Annotated in this window: 11 protein-coding genes; 6 read left to right on the top strand and 5 right to left on the bottom strand. The window is 32.8% G+C overall.

Annotated features, from left to right (window positions below; all coding sequences use genetic code 11):
• Complete coding sequence (locus tag RCH19_RS06380; RefSeq protein ID WP_343022522.1) at positions 1-6,276, top strand: DEAD/DEAH box helicase; 6,276 nt, start codon at positions 1-3, stop codon at positions 6,274-6,276.
• On the top strand, positions 6,273-8,342 hold the full coding sequence (locus RCH19_RS06375) for a 3'-5' exonuclease (protein ID WP_343022521.1): 2,070 nt from the start codon (positions 6,273-6,275) through the stop codon (positions 8,340-8,342). The genes RCH19_RS06380 and RCH19_RS06375 overlap by 4 nt, the downstream gene beginning before the upstream one ends.
• Positions 8,343-8,674: 332 nt before the next feature.
• Here RCH19_RS06375 and RCH19_RS06370 read toward each other — a convergent pair whose 3' ends face one another.
• The 5 genes from RCH19_RS06370 to RCH19_RS06350 all read right to left on the bottom strand — a co-directional run bounded on the left by RCH19_RS06370 (position 8,675) and on the right by RCH19_RS06350 (position 14,052).
• Complete coding sequence (locus tag RCH19_RS06370; RefSeq protein ID WP_343022520.1) at positions 8,675-10,909, bottom strand: DUF3987 domain-containing protein; 2,235 nt, start codon at positions 10,907-10,909, stop codon at positions 8,675-8,677.
• On the bottom strand, positions 10,909-11,331 hold the full coding sequence (locus RCH19_RS06365) for a hypothetical protein (RefSeq protein WP_343022519.1): 423 nt from the start codon (positions 11,329-11,331) through the stop codon (positions 10,909-10,911). The genes RCH19_RS06370 and RCH19_RS06365 overlap by 1 nt, the downstream gene beginning before the upstream one ends.
• Before the next feature lie 111 nt (positions 11,332-11,442).
• A complete protein-coding gene (locus RCH19_RS06360) occupies positions 11,443-11,739 on the bottom strand; it encodes a helix-turn-helix domain-containing protein (protein WP_343022518.1) in 297 nt (98 codons plus the stop codon).
• 95 nt (positions 11,740-11,834) lie between these two features.
• Complete coding sequence (locus tag RCH19_RS06355) at positions 11,835-12,713, bottom strand: hypothetical protein (protein ID WP_343022517.1); 879 nt, start codon at positions 12,711-12,713, stop codon at positions 11,835-11,837.
• 37 nt (positions 12,714-12,750) lie between these two features.
• On the bottom strand, positions 12,751-14,052 hold the full coding sequence (locus tag RCH19_RS06350) for a tyrosine-type recombinase/integrase (RefSeq protein ID WP_343022516.1): 1,302 nt from the start codon (positions 14,050-14,052) through the stop codon (positions 12,751-12,753).
• Positions 14,053-14,511: 459 nt separating this feature from the next.
• Here RCH19_RS06350 and RCH19_RS06345 point away from each other — a divergent pair, with 459 nt between their 5' ends.
• From RCH19_RS06345 to istB, 4 genes are all read left to right on the top strand, one after another.
• Entirely contained in the window at positions 14,512-14,790 is a 279-nt protein-coding gene (locus RCH19_RS06345) for a hypothetical protein (RefSeq protein ID WP_343022515.1), read from the top strand.
• A gap of 114 nt (positions 14,791-14,904) precedes the next feature.
• A complete protein-coding gene (gene istA, locus RCH19_RS06340) occupies positions 14,905-16,038 on the top strand; it encodes an IS21 family transposase (RefSeq protein WP_343022514.1) in 1,134 nt (377 codons plus the stop codon).
• A complete protein-coding gene (locus RCH19_RS06335) occupies positions 16,004-16,453 on the top strand; it encodes a transposase (RefSeq protein WP_343022513.1) in 450 nt (149 codons plus the stop codon). The genes istA and RCH19_RS06335 overlap by 35 nt, the downstream gene beginning before the upstream one ends.
• Positions 16,454-16,470: 17 nt before the next feature.
• Positions 16,471-17,208, top strand: a complete 738-nt coding sequence (gene istB / locus RCH19_RS06330) for an IS21-like element helper ATPase IstB (protein WP_343022512.1) — start codon at positions 16,471-16,473, stop codon at positions 17,206-17,208.
• The last annotated feature ends 137 nt before the right edge of the window (positions 17,209-17,345 follow it).

The following is a 17,345-nucleotide window of genomic DNA, read 5'->3' as shown; positions in this document are numbered from 1 at the left end:
ATGCTAAGCTTACAACAGGCCATTGAAATAAAAGAATCGATAAAATCATACTTGCAGGCCACTTTTACTTTTCGCAAAAAAGAAGTAGCTGAAGGCTTTGAAAATTTTATTGATCATCCCACACAAGGTATGTTTAAGGGACCCTACGTATCTCTTAAACTTCGTTTTGTAAAAGCAGAACAGTCCGAAGTGGATGCGATTCCGCTAACCATAAAACCATCATGGCCGCCTTATGATCATCAAGTAAAGTCGTGGACAAAATTGGCTACTCTAAACAAATCACCTGAGCCAACCATTGTTACTACAGGAACAGGATCTGGTAAAACAGAATCCTTTTTGTACCCAATGTTAGATTATTGTTTTCAACAACAGCATCGTCCTGGTATCAAGGTCATCATTCTATATCCTATGAATGCCTTGGCTACAGATCAGGCAAAGCGTTTGGCAGAAATGATTTTTGAAGATGATAGACTAAAAGGTAAAATATCGGCAGGTTTATTCATTGGAGAAGGTAATGGACCAAAAGGTCAATTTCCGAAAGTTATGGGTGAGGAGAATATCATAGAACATCGAGACAGTATTTTAGATTCTCCGCCAGATATTCTGCTAACTAACTTTAAGATGTTAGATTATGCTTTGATGAAGCATAACTTTCATAAATTATGGACGCACAACCTTAATGATTCTAGCCTTCTACAATTTTTGGTATTGGATGAATTACATACCTACGATGGGGCTCAAGGTACCGATGTTGCCAACCTAATTAGACGACTAAAATTAAAACTGAACATGGCTGCAGGACAATTGTGTCCAGTCGGCACATCGGCTACTATTGGTTCGGGACCAGAAGCCCCTGCATTGTTGGCCGAATATGCTACCAAAGTTTTTGGTGAAAAAATTACCACCGAGGCAATAATTACAGAAAATAGAATAAGCCCCAATTTGTTCTTTGCTGAAGAGGAAGTGCTTAATGACTTTATCCCACTACCCAATACATTAAAAAAATTAATTTACCATGAGTATGCGGAATATGATACTTTTATACAGAAGCACATTGACGTATGGCAACAAAATAAAAATGAGTTAGCGACTGGCTTAATTCAATTAAAGATTGTGAGAGACTTAGTCGTAGTGATTAATAAAAATTCAGGAATTAAAACTCTTGAAGATATTATCCGTGACTTATCAATGGTGAATGACTCCTATCGAAAATTACCCCAATGGGATGAGCAACATGCTTATAACCCTAAAGAAAGAGTACTAGAATCCCTACTTTCTTTAATTTCTGAGGCTAAAGATCCCGACAATCCAAAATCACCTTTCATGTATTTACAAATCCAACTTTGGATACGTGAACTTAGTGGTGTACAATATACTTTACAACAACCTGCTTCTTTCTCCTTTAGAGATCAGGTAGATGCTCAACAAGAAATAGGTGCTTTGCCGCCATGGTATTGCCGTGAGTGTAACAGTTCAGGATGGCTAGGAGTAAAATTAGAAGACAGCGATACTTTTATCAAAGATACTAACGAGATCTATAAAAAATATTTTGAAAGGAATAAAAATGTCTATTACATACTCCCAAAAGGCGAACTATCTCTCGAAGATTTTCAAGCAACTGGATATCAGCCTGATGATTTTTTGCAACTAAAAATCAATCCAAAATCACTTAAAGTAGTAGATCAAGATAATGAGGGCTTTAATATTCAAGCAGTCAGAAAACTAAAGGACAATAAAAAAGAAGAGGTATGCCCTTGTTGCAATTCAAACGGGACTATAGCAATTATTGGTACCAAAATTCCGACTCTTAGTTCTATTGCTGTGAGCCAAACGCTAGCGACAGATTTAGATCCTGCTGATGATAAAGGACGTAAAATTCTAGCTTTTACCAATTCTGTACAAGATGCTGCACATCAAGCAGGTTTTATTGAAAGTCGAAATTACCGTTTTGCATTAAGAGCTGCAGTTCAAAAAGTAATTAACGAGCTAAACCGACCAATTCAACTTTCGGAATTGGCTGACGAGTTTATAAATTATTGGAAAGTTCTAGCAGACGAGTCTGGTAGAGATTCACTTAACAGTTATTTATATCGCTTTTTTCCAAAAGATTATGTTGGTAAATCATCTCCAAAAGATTTTCTAGTGGGTGATAAGTATGCGCCTCATTTTTTGAAAGAATTTGACGAGCGACTTCGCTGGGAAATTTATTCTGAGTTTGGTTTTAACTCAAAAATTGGACGTACGCTAGAAAAAACTGGAGCATCTTCAACCACATTTGATAAAGTGCTATTGGAGCAAACATGGGACCACATTAAGGATTGGATCTCTGAGAATGATGTTAGCGCAACTTTAGAGAAAGCATCTTATATTCGTTTTACAAACCTCATCTTGCACCGTGCTAGAAATAGAGGTGCAATAAATCATGAGTATTTATCTAAATACCGAAAAGAAAAATTAAGTGTTTGGGATTTGAATTGGCAAAAGGACAGTCGTCACTTTCTTAATCCTAAATTTCATCTAAGCGCACGTTTTCCTAAATTGATAACCAATCAACAGTCAAGAGATAACTTACTAGATACAACCAGAGCAAAGACAACTAATTGGTTCCATTCTTACTTTTATAAATCATTCAATCTAGCAGCGGTTACAACTGATTTTGTTAATGAATTTTATGAAAAATGGACAGCTGCATTAGTTCAAGTAGGAATACTAAATAAAGAAACGGCTGGAGAACATGAAAACTATTGTTTGGTCCCAAAAGCAATTTGGATTCATAAAAACATCAAAACATTTGTTTGTAGTACTTGCGAGGACAAGCAATACACCTATGACGATATTGAATTCCTTGAAAATGGTAGTTGTTTAAGTTATAGATGCGCAGGTCACTACCATCTAATTCAGCCTAAAGCAAGTAACTACTATAAGGAAGTATATAATAGAAATCGTTCGCCTCGTGTTTTTGCAAAAGAGCATACAGGCTTACTCGAACGAAAAGTGAGAGAACAGCTTGAAATTGATTTTAAAAAAAGGGAGAAATTTAATTCCGTAAATACTCTAATAGCTACCAGCACGCTAGAAATGGGTATCGATATTGGTAGCCTAAATACAGCTTATAACAACAGTATTCCTCCCCTACCTTCCAATTTTTTACAACGTATTGGTCGTGCAGGCCGTAGTTCTGGTTCAGCGGTGATTGTAAATTTTGCAAAGAACCAAAATCATGATTTGTATTATTTTACAGATCCTATGGAAATGATGAATGGTGCAGTAAATACACCCGGATGCTACCTTGAAGCTAAAGATATTCTCCGACGGCATTTTACGGCATTTTGTTTTGATAGTTGGACATCTAATAATCCGAATGAAAATAGCATTCCAACTTTTGTTAGAGACTTAAAATTGTACAATCGTGATTTAACAAGTCCAGATTTTTTTATAAATAGAGTAAATCGATTTATTGATGCAAATGAATTATTTCTTACTACATCATTTTTGAAACAATATGATGATTCAATTAAGTTAAATGTTTTTGGGGAAATCCAAGAGGCACTTTTATCAGGCACTTTTTATAGTAATTTATTAGAGGTCTTTATTAAAATTAGAGCAGAACTTCTTACTATTGAAAATCGTAAAAAAGAGATGGATAGTGAAGTTAAAATATTAAATCTAGCCAAAGGAGATCCGCTGTATGACGAGTATGTTAGAGAAAAAAGAAATCTGAACGGAATCAAAAAAAATATCGCTGCTCGAAACATTTTAGAACATCTCACAAACGTAGGAATCCTTCCAAATTATGCATTCCCGGAGACTGGAGTTACATTGAATGCACATGTATTGAGTGCAACCGTTGAAGGAAGCACCTCAAGGAGTTTAGATAAAGATTTCGAAATAGTTCGTTCCGCTGTACAAGCAATTAAAGAATTAGCTCCTGAAAACTTTTTTTATACCCAAGGTTATAGATTTGAAATATCTGGTATCAATACCTTTGATTGGAATGATCATAAAATAAAGCATAAAAAACGTTTTTGTTCAAAATGCGACCATTTACAGGTGGATTCTTTATCTAAACCAGGAAATTGTCCTAAATGTGGTGATCCATCTTGGTCTTCATCTTCAAATGTGCATACTTTTGTTAAAATGACCTCTATGAAATCATTTAATAATGCGGCTAAGGCAACATTGAGTGATAGTAATGATGAGAGAGACAAACAACAGTACCACGTGATCAACCATATATTATTGGATCAAAATACATCTGCTGGTGCATGGGTCTTAAAAGATATTCCATTTGGTATTGAGTATGTTAGTAGTGCAACGATAACTTCCGTCAACTTTGGTCGAAACGACTCTAACGACGCTCGTAAGTTAAAAATAAATGAAGAAGAAGTCCTCACTAAAGGGTTTGTTACCTGTAAGAATTGCGGTAAATCGATATCAGCTACGCATTTAGTAACTGAAGCTAGAGATTTTCATTATGGATACTGTAAGCATAGAGATGTTCGATATGAACCAGGAAAAACAGAAGTCTTCGAAGAAATTTATTTCTTTAGAGAAATGCAAACCGAAATTTTGAAAATAGTCCTTCCTATTCAAGAATTTAATAGTGAAACCGATATACGAATGTTTCAAGCTGGTTTGGAGCTAGGTTTGAAAAAATACTTCAAGGGAAACCCCGGACACATTAAGATTCAATCTTATAAAGAATTCAATCAGATTACAGATAAATTTGATAGATTTTTATTATTGTATGATACAATTCCTGGCGGTACAGGATATCTAGAACAAATTTTTGACGACAAAGAATTTTCTCTTTTATTACGATTGAGTTATGAAGCCATTAGAGATTGTTCTTGCCAATTAACGGATCATGACGGCTGTTATAAATGTATTTATAGTTATGGAAATCAATACAATAGATCTGATTTAAGTCGTGCGAGAGCCGAAAAATGGTTTGGTAAAATTTATAGCCAAACAGAAGAATGGATAAAAACCAATAATGGTTTAACGTCATTAACCAATTCAGGGAAAATTGAAGAATCGGAATTAGAAGAACGTTTTGTGAAGCTTCTTTCTATTTATGCTGAGCAGCAAGAAGGTTGGAGCTTTTCTGAGAAAAAAAATAACGGAACGGTTTATTACGAGTTAAGTACTGAAAAAGCAGATATTAAAGCTCTTTATTGGCTTAGACCTCAAATAGTTCTAGGCCCGAAAGATGGAATTGCTTTTAATACGCGAACTGACTTTTTGATGGTTTGCGGTAGCTATTTATTTAAAGAAAAGGAATGGCGAGACCAGATTCCAAAGACAGCTATTTATCTAGATGGGTATCAGTTTCATGCTTCTGCAGAAAACAACGTTTTTGAAAACGATATTCGCATTCGTAAAGCAATTATTGCACAGCCCGAATTCAAAACTTGGTCTCTCACCTGGACTGATCTCGATTACTTTCAAAAACAATTAGAAGGTGATAAGGTAAATTATGATGATGTTGCAACGCTATTCAAAAATAATTTTAGTTATAATTACACTAAACTTCTTCACACTATTCAAAAAGGTGAGAAAGTAAATTACTCATTAAGTATAAATAGTGTCGAAAGATTACTAACACAAATGCTTTACCCTCCTGTCGAAGATAATAAACAGGCTTGGTATTCCTTTTTAGGTTCGTGGACAAAAAAACTGTTAGATCCATCTTTTAATCCTTCTCAATTATCAAAATTAGTATCAAAAGAATTATTATATGACAGCTATATTATTTCAAATAAAATCAAAGATTTTAATGCTTTGCTTCCTGTAGAAAATGATTTTACGCCTTCATTTTTAGAATGGAATACTTGGGTGAATATTGGGGAAAATGATGTGATTAATCAACTAAATTTAGGTGATATAAATTCAATTGAGAAGAAAGATTGGGAAACATTTTGGCGCTTATTTAATCTTTTTCAATCAGACAATCTTATCCAAGTCGATATCGAAGATACGGAGCTAACAGAAAGTGATGGTAGATGGATGGAATCGCTTTGGCATTTATACGAAGACCATTTACATCCTGTAATTCAATTAGCTTTAAATAAAGGGATTATTACTGCCTCTAATGCAGAATATTTAGACAGCTGGATTGATCCTACAACAGGTGATGTTTTGGCAGATGCTGAATTGCTATTTTCTGAACATAAAATTGCTATTAATCCAAGTTCATCCGAATCTAAAACTATTCTGTTAAAAGCTGGTTTCACAATCTATGACAATGAAAATTTAAAAAATATTAAATTATGAAATTATTTATTTACGATAAATTTTGGGATGCATTCTTGAAGATAAATAAAGGTACCCAATCAAAAGTCACCGATTTTATCAGCAAATTTAGAACCAATTCAAAAAGTGCGGCTTTGAACCTTGAATCTATAAATACATTCAAAGATCAAACCTTCCGTACAGCTAGGATTGACCAGAAATATAGAGCAATTTTAAAAGAGGTTACTCCTGGTGAATTATACCTACTAATTTGGATCGATAACCATGATGAAGCAATGGATTGGGCTAAAAACAAAGTCATTAATTGGAACGATCAAACGCAGGCTTATCAAGTCTTTAGTATCGATGAATCTATTCAAGAAAAGAATGCTTCTATTGCGATGCCTGAAGACGATTTATTTATGAATAAATACAATTCCAATGATTTGCTGGAAATTGGTGTTCCCGCTGTGTTGATTCCTTCCGTTTTAAAAATTAATGATTTTTCTGCGTTAGAAAAAATAGAAAGTTATTTACCTGTAGATGTTTTTGAAAATCTATTTTATTTACTTGATGGGGCAAATATTGATACCCTAAAAACAGACATCATTGAAGGTGCTGCAAATGCTATTCAGAGTAAAAACAATTCTCGCTCTTTTATTGAATTAACTGATGATGAAATATTAAACGATGCACTTCAAGGCTCACTTAAAAAGTGGAAATATTATTTGCATCCATCGCAATCCATATTTGTTTACGGGAAATTTAATGGATCAATAAAACTTTCTGGAGGTGCTGGTACAGGTAAAACAGTTGCCGCACTTCACCGATTAAAATATTTGGCTGAACTCAAGACTGATGAAAAGCCGATTCTTTTTACTACCTATACCAAAGAACTCAGTGAAAATTTAATAGACTTAGCCGCTGACTTAGACATACCTAAACATAGCTACCACATTACCAACATCGATAGTTTAGCTTTTGACTTGGCCCAAAAATTTGGCTTAAGAAAAACTACTGATAAAGTATTTGGTATGAATGCTGTAAAAAGTCCTGAAGAAGTCTGGGGACAAGTATTAGAAGAAAACTTATCCAACTTTGATGAAGATTTTTTAAAGGAGGAATATGAAGAGGTTATATTAGTTCAAAATATTTCTTCTCAGAAAGAATATATAAAAGCGAGTAGAATTGGTCGTGGGAAAGCGATATCTAAAAGTCAACGCTTAGACGTTTGGAATCTAATCGAATTCTTTTTAGAAAAAAAATTAGCGAGTGGTTTTTATTACAAAGAGGAAATCTATAATAAAGTTGCAAATTATCTAAAATCAGATGGTCAAACTGTTTATTCGAAAGTAATCGTAGATGAATTACAAGATTTTACAAACGTTGAATTAAACTTTATCCGTGCTCTTACCCCAATAGCCCCAGATGATTTATTTTTGGTAGGAGATCCTCTTCAGAATATCTATAATCGCAAAATCAACTTCTCAAAAGCAGCTATTAATATCCGTGGCAACAGAAGTAAAAGATTGCGCATCAACTATAGAACTACAGAGGAAATTAAGAGGTTAGCATTTTCAATCGTAGCAAATGAGCACTATGATGATTTTGACGGAGAAACGGAAGAAAAATCAGGTTATCTTTCACTATTTCATGGTGTTGTACCAATATATCAATTATTTACAACTAAGCAGTCTGAACTTGATAACGTCCTACAAGAAATAAATAAATTATTTGATGAAGGCATTAACTATAATGAAATCGTAATTGCAGCTAGAACTAAAGATAGCGTGAATGATTTCAGAAACTTACTACATAAAAATAATATACCTTATGTAGATAAAGGACTATTGAACAGTAAAAAAGAAGGTATTCGCTTATCAACATTTCACGGTTTAAAAGGCTTAGAGTTTAAGCATGTTTTTTTAGTTGATGTTAATGACCGTACCTTTCCAAAATTACCATACGATGCAAATGAACTTGATAAAAACAAGTTAGAAAATATAGTAAAGGCTGAAAAATCTCTTTTTTATGTTGCTTCTAGTCGAGCTATACAACGTTTATTGATCAGTGGTGTTGGTACGGGTTCAGATTTGATAAAATTATAATGGTTTTCAGTTAAAGGTCACTTGCAAATGTCATTTTCTTTAAATAAGATCAACACCGAAGTTCTTTTTATATTCCACTATAAGATAGAAAATAAAAGATTCTTCCTTATTATTGATAGTATTACCCAATTAGGTACTCGTCGTTGCCGAGTACCTAATTCAAATTTCACAGCTTATAAAACGCTTATACTCTTTAACCTCTGGTAAAAGATTAATAAACAAAATACCGAAAACGATAGGGATAATTGATAATTTACTAAATAACTTGATCTTGTTTAGTCTTAGGATGAAATAAAAATTTGTTAAAAATCAACATTAAATACAAAAAAACTTTAGGTTATTTTTTTATATACACCGTATTCCGGCTGTGTTAAGTGCATTCCCAAACAGGCTTTTAATAAATTATCTACTGTTCTTTCTGACAATCTATAGGTATTACCAATTTCAACAGCTTCCTTCCTCTGGAATTCAAATGGTAAGGCATCAAAATACTGCTTTTTCTTTTCGCCTGATTTGAAAGCTCCTTGCTCTCCTTGCTTTGGCAAGTTCTCAAACATAATTATACTATGCTGTAAATAGACTCGTATCAGTGTTAAAGCAGTTTCGAAATCTAAATCAGAACAAAAGACTTCTTTATGATAATCGTTTGATTTAAATTTTCTGATGGCTGTAAAAAGCATACAAAAACGGTATAATATCAATCCTAAACGTTTTACAATACTTGAAGCGTCTTCACTAACAAAAGTGTTTATTTGTTGTAAATAAGAGCTAAAAGCAGGGTTAAATTTGCCCCATTGTTCGTCTGTTAGTTGAAAAATTATTTCGTCTCTTTCATAATATTCAACCATTTTAAAAACTTCATTGGATTGTGTTTTAAAATAGTCAGTTAAATTAATTGGATTTCCTTTTGGTGATGGGTCTAACCAAACTGCATCTGTTTTGAAAACATAGAAAATAAAACGACTAAATAAACCATCCTCTGCCGAAGCAATGATATTAAAGACTTGTTTTGGAGTTCCAGATAACGCCACAGAAAGTTGGGGTTCATTAACTTCTATATATTCAGAATTCGTTTTCCTGCTCACTGATATTTTTTCATGATGAAATGATTTACGAAGCATGTCCGAATAAGAACCCCACTCATTTTTCATTGCTGTACCTACAGTATCTGCTTCAGTTTCACAAATAATACCATTACCCTCATTCCAATCCAAATGCTGTATCACTCTTGCATTACTAACATTACCAGGTATAAAAACTACTTTAAATTTCGGCTCTATTGGTATTTCTTGGTTTTTCTCAATTTTGCCTTTAGCTTTTAACATTTTATATGCTGCTATTTTTTCCTCGTAAACTTTTTTATCCTCATTCGATTGCTTTAAAAGTGTTTTATGGTACTCGTCGGCTAATGCTTTGGCAAACTTTAAAGCTCCCTTCCCTGATGCTGCCGGTGCTAATACGAACGAAAACAAACTTGGATATACAATGCTACCGCCATAAACTCCCGAAACATTGGGTAAACATCCTGAAAGAATAGCTAATGCTCCTGTTAAAAATGTGTCTCTTTCTCTTGGTTCTTTAAACACCTTACAACTTTCAAATAATATTGGCGGCAAATAATCATAAACTGATTGAGGAATTACTGGACTTTTTTTTAAGTAATCTTCGTCCTCAATACTTACATTATTATTGCTATTTTCATTTTTATAAAATTCTTGGCTTTGCATGTTTGCAAACTTTGCAAAGTCTGCAATTTGGTTTTTGTACGCACTTTTGATTGCCTTTTTTATTTCTTTTTCGTCTAAATCAAAAGTAGTAGTACAAAAATCCAATGAATCTGCTTCACAAACACCAAACCGATTGGAATTACTAGCAAAATAGTGAATAAAATTATTACGATTACCGCTATGATATTGTTCTTTTTTTTCTGTGAGTTTTAAACATTTATCAAGTAGTTCATCTGTTGAAGGACTATTAGTCGTATGCTTTTCAACTTTAGCGTTTAATTCTTTTACTGTTTCTAATGTTTCTACTTCGAAAACAGCTGCATCATCGTTTATAAATGTATTTGGATCATGAGAAACAAAGCACAAGCGTGTAATGTCCTTGCATTTTGGGTCAAAACCTAAACCTGTAAGAGCTTTGTAAAAATTAGCCACTTTATTATATGCAATTAGATGTTTTTCTTCATTAGAATTGATTTTAACGAATACTTTAATCCCTTCACCTCTTGGGCTAATAAACGACCCAAGTGTGAACTTGCAATCGTTTATTTGAATTACAAGACGATCCAATTCATCAATTGGTAAATGATCGAAATCAAGGTTTATTATTTGTGAATAGGTTTTTAAAAATTCTCTTTTTCTTTGTTTGCCAAATGTTCCAGACGTTGTAAAAGCTAATAAATTACTTTTTAATTCATCAGCTAGTTTTTCCTTGCCCGATTCTAGAGCATAACGAATAGAATTGATTTCACTTTCAAATTTACCTGATTTTACATCTTTTAAAATATTAATGATGTCTTCATCATTTAATTTGTTTCCGAAATTTTTATAAAGTGAGACCATTAGACTAATGAAGTTAAGGAATAAATAATGTTTTGTGTTTTCAAATCATAAAAGGGTTTTGCTCCATCATATCTAAATGGCATATTTAAAATAGGTTGATATCTAACTTTTAGTGAATTTTTTAAATCTTCTAAATCTTTCTTTGTAGCTGGTTTGTTTTCATTCTTAGTTAATAAACTAGAAACCATATTTACAGCTAATGCACCAGCTGCAGCATTTCCAACTCCGGACCAACTCATTGCATCAATCTTGATTGGTTTTTTAATCTCTGTTTCAGTATCTTTTTTTACGATTAGATTTTTTTTGATATTTCTGTTAAAAGAATTTACTCGACAACTATTGCTACAAAACCGTTGCTTGTGTCGACGATTAGGTTTGTATTCTTTTGCGCAATAATGGCAGGTGTATAAATATTTATCCATTGTGAGTTAGTGTAACGTTAGATTTACAGTTAATTTTAATTTATGAGCAGACTGAACATGCTGATTTGCCTTTAGTATAAATCAACCCATGTTTTTAAAAAGCTTGAGCTATTAAACTTTTTTAGCATTAATACATATTAATGCTTGTTCGATCTCGGAGCGCTTGTATCTAATTAAATTACCCAATCTATATGGATTAAGTATTTTCTTTTTGTTCCAATCGGAAAGTGTTACCAGCGATACTTTAAGTATCTCAGCTACTTCTTGGCGAGTAAGATACTCGGCCGGAATGATTGGTTGGAAGTTTAGAGCAAACTCTTTAAATTCTGCCCTTACAATATATTTGAAATCTTGTTTTAATTCTTCGGAGCTAACCCCGTGTACTTGTGTAATTTTGCTTTGTTCCATCTTGATATTTATTTTATCGTTATAGTTGGGAACAAAATTATAGAGAGGTATGTCAAATTTTATTATTGGAGTAGCTCCAAAAGATACTCCAATAGTTACTCCAAGTTATCTAAAAGACGTTGAATTTTATCTAAATCTCTTTGGTAGCCTACTGTTATTTCTTTTGCTTTTAATTCAAGTTTTTGGATTGCCACAGTAATATTTTTCTCGTTCTTACCTATTATTTGACTGATAAGTTTAGCCTTTTTAGTGTTAGGCATACTTTCTAAAATATTATTTGAAAATATTCCTAACTTATCCAACAATATTAATGCCTGATTAACTGTTAGTTGCTTTGAATTTTCATAATTATCTGTTGCATCAATCTTGTTTATAAATTCAATAGAATTATTTTCTTGCATAATTTTTACAGGTTTGTTGTTGACAATATTCTCCTTTTGATAAATGAAACTATTTGTTTTTTGATTATTTGCTTCAGTAATATTCAAGTATTTATTTTTCAACTCGCTTGCGTAAGTAATTGTTTTTTTACTTTCTAAAAACTCAATTAAATCATTTACAAAGTATTTACAGAAAAAAAGATAAAAATCATTTTGAAGTGAATGTGCAATATCTCTTTCAGGAGAAGAAGTAGGGAATTCTTGATAATTTGTATTAATAAGATCTCTAAAAGCAATATTCCACAATTTATTACCAAGAATCTCGTCAATATCAACATGATATTCAGTTAACCATCTTTTTACAGATAAAATATCTACACTTTTTACGTAATTTGAAGGGCCAATCTTAGAAACAATATAATCTAGAAAATCATGATCGTTACCCATTAAAGGTATCAGCTCTTTAAGAACTTCATGCTTGATATTATAAACGTATCCTTTTAATATCATCAATTCATAACCCAGCGTAGAGTTAATTAAGAAATCTGTATTTTGTAACCTTTCACAAAACCCCTCCAAATTTGTAAAATCCATATAAATAAAATAAACTTTAAATATAACAAACTTTATTCTACTTAACTACTGTCATTATATTTTCCTGAATTTTTTGTTCTTCATTTTGTTTATTCCAATACTCTTTAAGTTTATCGGCTTTCTCAGTATTTGTTATTTTAACGTATTTTAAAAATTGGGTTTCTGTTTGATGACCAGTGATAGCCATAATGGTTAAATTGTCCAACTTGCCGTATAAATTAGTAGCAAAAGAACGTCTGCAAATATGTGAGGTAACCAATTCCCATTTATGATACATTCCGTCTTCTTTTCTTCTGGTTTTCTTGTTGATTTTAGAACCTTGAACTTTTTCTTTAAATCCAGCAACTTGGCATAAATCTTTTACGTGCTCATTAAACTTTTGATCTGAAATGGCTCTTGGAAATCCATTTCTTTTTTCCAAAATAGCTTTTACTTGAGTATGTAGCGGAATCGTAACCGTTTGTCCTGTTTTTTGAGTTTCAATTTCGATGTAACCATTTTTAATATTAGTATCCTTCAACCTTAAAAAATCTGAAATTCTTAACCCAGTTCTCAATCCAATGATAAATAAATCCCTCGTGTTTTCTAGTCGCTCTACTCCTTCGAAATCATGATTAAATATTGAATTGATTTCAGCATCATTCAAATAGATACTATCAGCCGTAACTTTAGGTACAAAAAAATTGGGGTGCTCAATATGAGAATGAACCGGTAACCCTTTCAATTTAGCATCCCTTGCAATTGTCTTTAATGTCCCAATATAATTACCTATGGTTCCTAAATTTATGTTTTGTTCTTGCGATAAAAAATTTACAAACCGGTCATAGAATGTCAAATCTAAATCTATAAATTTCAGCTTTGTTTTAAATCGTTCCTCATACTCTTCTAACTTATGTTGTGTTGTTGTATATTTTGTAATAGTTCCTTTGGCAATGACCTTGTTTTTACCCCTAATTATCCTTGTTGGAGCATTTTTAATAAAAGTTTCTATAAATGGAATAAAAAATACTTGATCAACAGCCATTTCGTCTACTGGTCGATTAAAAAAATTTGCAATTTTTTTTCGTAGCCAATATTTATCTATAAATTCTCCCTTACTATTGTCGGAATTGAACTCATCAAAAATATATTTCTCAAGCTCAGTCAGATATTTATTTACTTCATCCTTTTTAGGATCATCGGCCGTAAGTTTGACCTTCTGTTTTGTTATGCTCCACTTTTTAGGCTCTACCTTTAAATCTGTAGTTGCTGTTAAGTCGAATTTTCTACCATTTTTGAAACGCAGAAGTATATTGGTTACATTTTTTTCTCCTTTAATTAAATAGTTGACTGTTGCCATTGATACAGAAGTATTAGTTTTTTCGATGTGATAAAGATATATAAAATATCCCCACATAATCCCCACAATGGCTATATATATTTATAATTGACTTATTTTTTTCGTACACAACATTATACAAAAGTCCTTATTCTACAGTATCTAAGAGATGTTTTAAGAAGGTTAGTTATGATATGAAAAAGTTTATTCTAGTTCCTCTTTCTCCGCCACATGAAGTTTCAAAAGAAACTTTAAAAGTCAAAAGCCTTTAGATACTAGTATTTAAAGGCTTTTTTGTTTTTTGTCAAGACTCAAAACACACATATACTATCAAAGGCTAGTGTCCCTATTAGTGACCCTCTTATTTTTCATTAAAAATAGGGACACTAAAATTCAAGTATTCCCTGGGAATTCCCCGTGAATGCTAGATACTTTCAAAGTTTTTAAATCAATTTGATTATTAATTTAAAAACCTAAATTATGTTAAAAGTAATTTTTTTCCTCAAGCCCGGAAAAGCAAATACAAAAGGAGAATCTCCTGTCTTTGCGCGAATCTCGCACAATCAGCAATCTATTGATATGACCACCAGTAAACGGATCTCAAAAGAGAGATGGCAGTTTACTAACAACCTTAGAAATGTACTTAAACTTGAAAAAGAAAAAGTTCTCAAACATGCCTTGGACATACTTGTGGAAAAACCGGTCAAATTGACCACCCTATTCCAGTGTAAATTGACCATCAGTTTCGGAGCAAACTGACCACCCCATTCCAGTTCAAATTGACCACCTAATTTTGGGATACAATTGACCATTAAAAACTACTAACTTTTTCATGTTGTTAGCACCATACATTCGTTAAAAAATATACGAATTATGGCAAACAAAATAACAGACATGAGTAAAATTAGAAAAGCAATTAAATTCTACTGTAACGGAAAAAGTAAGCTATTCATAAGTAAGTACTTATCCCTTTCTAGAAATACAGTAAAGAAGTATATTTCTTTATTTGAAGTGCTAGGATTAAGTTTTGAATTAATTAATGAGAAAACAGATGCTGAACTAGAGCTTTTGTTCTCACACACTACCGTGGAATCAATCAGTCCCAAATTGCAGATTCTTTACGATTTTTTTCCTAAAATGGAACGTGAACTCAAAAAAGTTGGTGTTACGGTAAACCATATGTGGGAGCAGTATATTGTTCTAAATCCTGATGGCTACAGGAGTTCACAATTTGGACATCATTACAAAGCATGGAGCAAAAAAGTCAATCCAGTAATGCATATGAATCACAAAGCGGGTGACAAAATGTATGTAGACTATGCTGGAAAAACACTCTCTATTATTGATAAAGACACTGGAGAAATTAAAGAAGTACAGTTTTTTGTAGCCATATTGGGAGCCAGTCAATACACCTATGCAGAAGCTTCTATGAGTCAACAAAAAGAAGATTTTGTAACTTCTGTAGAAAATGCCATGCGTTTTTTTGAAGGCACTCCTGCTGCAATTGTTCCAGATAATTTAAAATCGGCAGTGATAAAAAGTAGCCGTTTTGAACCCACAATTAATGAAACTTTAGCTGATTTAGCCGAACATTATCAAACTACAATTTTGCCTGCCAGAGCTTATAAACCCCGTGATAAATCATTGGTTGAAGGAGCTGTCAAAATATTGTACCGAAGGATTTATGTAAACCTAAAAGAAACTAAATTCTTTTCCTTGGAAGAATTAAATCAGCAGATATGGGATTTACTAGATGCTCATAATAGCAGAAAACTCACAGGACGTCCTTATTCTCGTATAGAATTGTTTTTAGAAGATGAACAACAAAAACTGCAACTACTACCACAAGAACGTTTTGAAATCAAATACCAATCCTTTGCAACAGTGATGCAAAACGGACATGTTCAATTAAGTCAGGACAAAAATTACTATAGCGTTCCCTATCAATATGTGAAGAAAAAAAGCAAAACTATTGTACACCAAATCAACGGTAGAGATCTATTATAAATACAATCGGATAGCCATTCATCCAAGGAATTACAAACCTTATGTTTATACCACAATCTCGGAACATTTAGCCAATACCCATCAATTTGTAGCCCAGTGGAGCGCTGCTCGCTTCATTGATTGGGCTATTAGTATTGATGAGGCAGTAGCTGAATATATTATGCAGATAATCGAAAGTAGAAACCATCCTGAACAGGCTTATAAAAGTTGTTTAGGAATACTAAACTTCGAGAAAAAGGTAGGGAAACAACGATTAATAAATGCCTGCAGGCGGGCACTTGATTTTAAAATTTACAATTTTAAGACCATACAAAACATACTAGAAAACAACTTGGATCACATTGATTTTGAACAAGAATCTGAGCAAGAACTCCCTATCCACGGTAACATAAGAGGAAAACAATATTATAATTAATTTAAAACCAAGTAATCATGAATGAATCCACAGTAACAAAAATGAAACAAATGAAGCTTTATGGCATGCATAATGCTTTTAAAACGGCTATTGAAAGCGGAAAAACAGACCATTACACACTCGATCAATTTGTATCGATGCTTACTGATGCCGAATGGGATGAAAGGCACAATCGTCGTATTGCACGCAGCATCACCAATGCTCGATTCCATTACAAATCAAATATTGAAAGTATCAATTTTGACCAAACCCGTAATCTGGATAGAAACACCGTACTACGCCTGGCAGAATGTGAATTTGTAGAAAAAAACGAAAACATTTTAATCACAGGAAGCACCGGTGTAGGCAAAAGTTATTTAGGCACAGCATTAGGTTATCAAGCCTGTATCCAAGGTTTTAAAGTAAGTTATTTTAATACTTCGAAGCTGTTTGCTAAATTAAAAATGGCAAAAGCAGATGGTTCTTACCTGCGAGAACTAGCCAAAATTGAAAGACAAGACGTTATTATACTGGACGATTTTGGACTCCAAGCACTAGATAGCCACAATCGAATTACCCTTTTAGAAATCATTGAAGACCGGCATAACAATGGTTCTATCATTGTTACATCACAAATCCCAGTCCAAGGGTGGTACGATATAATTGGAGAAAAAACCATAGCTGATGCTATTTTGGATCGGCTGATACATCAATCTCACAGAATCGAACTGCACGGAGAATCTATGAGAAAGAAAAAAGGGATAAACAAAGGCTAATATTTAAGTATATTTGAATACTAATGTGAATCAAGAGTTGAGAAAATGACAAAAAAAGAAAGAAATAACTTTCAAATAATTAGTTTAATAGTCTGAAAATCAGTATATTTAAAGTGTATCCTACGCACATATAAACA

It is taken from the genome of Flavobacterium sp. PL12 (assembly GCF_039123485.1).
Taxonomy (GTDB): Bacteria; Bacteroidota; Bacteroidia; order Flavobacteriales; family Flavobacteriaceae; genus Flavobacterium; species Flavobacterium weaverense.
The sequence above is the reverse complement of the archived record's forward strand: the minus strand, read 5'-3'. Positions and strand labels throughout refer to the sequence as shown.

What these genes read in the sequence shown, in the direction of transcription:
- RCH19_RS06360 (WP_343022518.1), bottom strand. Translation starts at nt 11,739, where the DNA reads ATGGAACAAAGCAAAATTACACAAGTACACGGGGTTAGCTCCGAAGAA.
- RCH19_RS06355 (WP_343022517.1), bottom strand. Translation starts at nt 12,713, where the DNA reads ATGGATTTTACAAATTTGGAGGGGTTTTGTGAAAGGTTACAAAATACA.
- RCH19_RS06370 (WP_343022520.1), bottom strand. Translation starts at nt 10,909, where the DNA reads ATGGTCTCACTTTATAAAAATTTCGGAAACAAATTAAATGATGAAGAC.
- RCH19_RS06345 (WP_343022515.1), top strand. Translation starts at nt 14,512, where the DNA reads ATGTTAAAAGTAATTTTTTTCCTCAAGCCCGGAAAAGCAAATACAAAA.
- RCH19_RS06350 (WP_343022516.1), bottom strand. Translation starts at nt 14,052, where the DNA reads ATGGCAACAGTCAACTATTTAATTAAAGGAGAAAAAAATGTAACCAAT.
- RCH19_RS06365 (WP_343022519.1), bottom strand. Translation starts at nt 11,331, where the DNA reads ATGGATAAATATTTATACACCTGCCATTATTGCGCAAAAGAATACAAA.
- istA (WP_343022514.1), top strand. Translation starts at nt 14,905, where the DNA reads ATGGCAAACAAAATAACAGACATGAGTAAAATTAGAAAAGCAATTAAA.
- RCH19_RS06380 (WP_343022522.1), top strand. Translation starts at nt 1, where the DNA reads ATGCTAAGCTTACAACAGGCCATTGAAATAAAAGAATCGATAAAATCA.
- istB (WP_343022512.1), top strand. Translation starts at nt 16,471, where the DNA reads ATGAATGAATCCACAGTAACAAAAATGAAACAAATGAAGCTTTATGGC.
- RCH19_RS06375 (WP_343022521.1), top strand. Translation starts at nt 6,273, where the DNA reads ATGAAATTATTTATTTACGATAAATTTTGGGATGCATTCTTGAAGATA.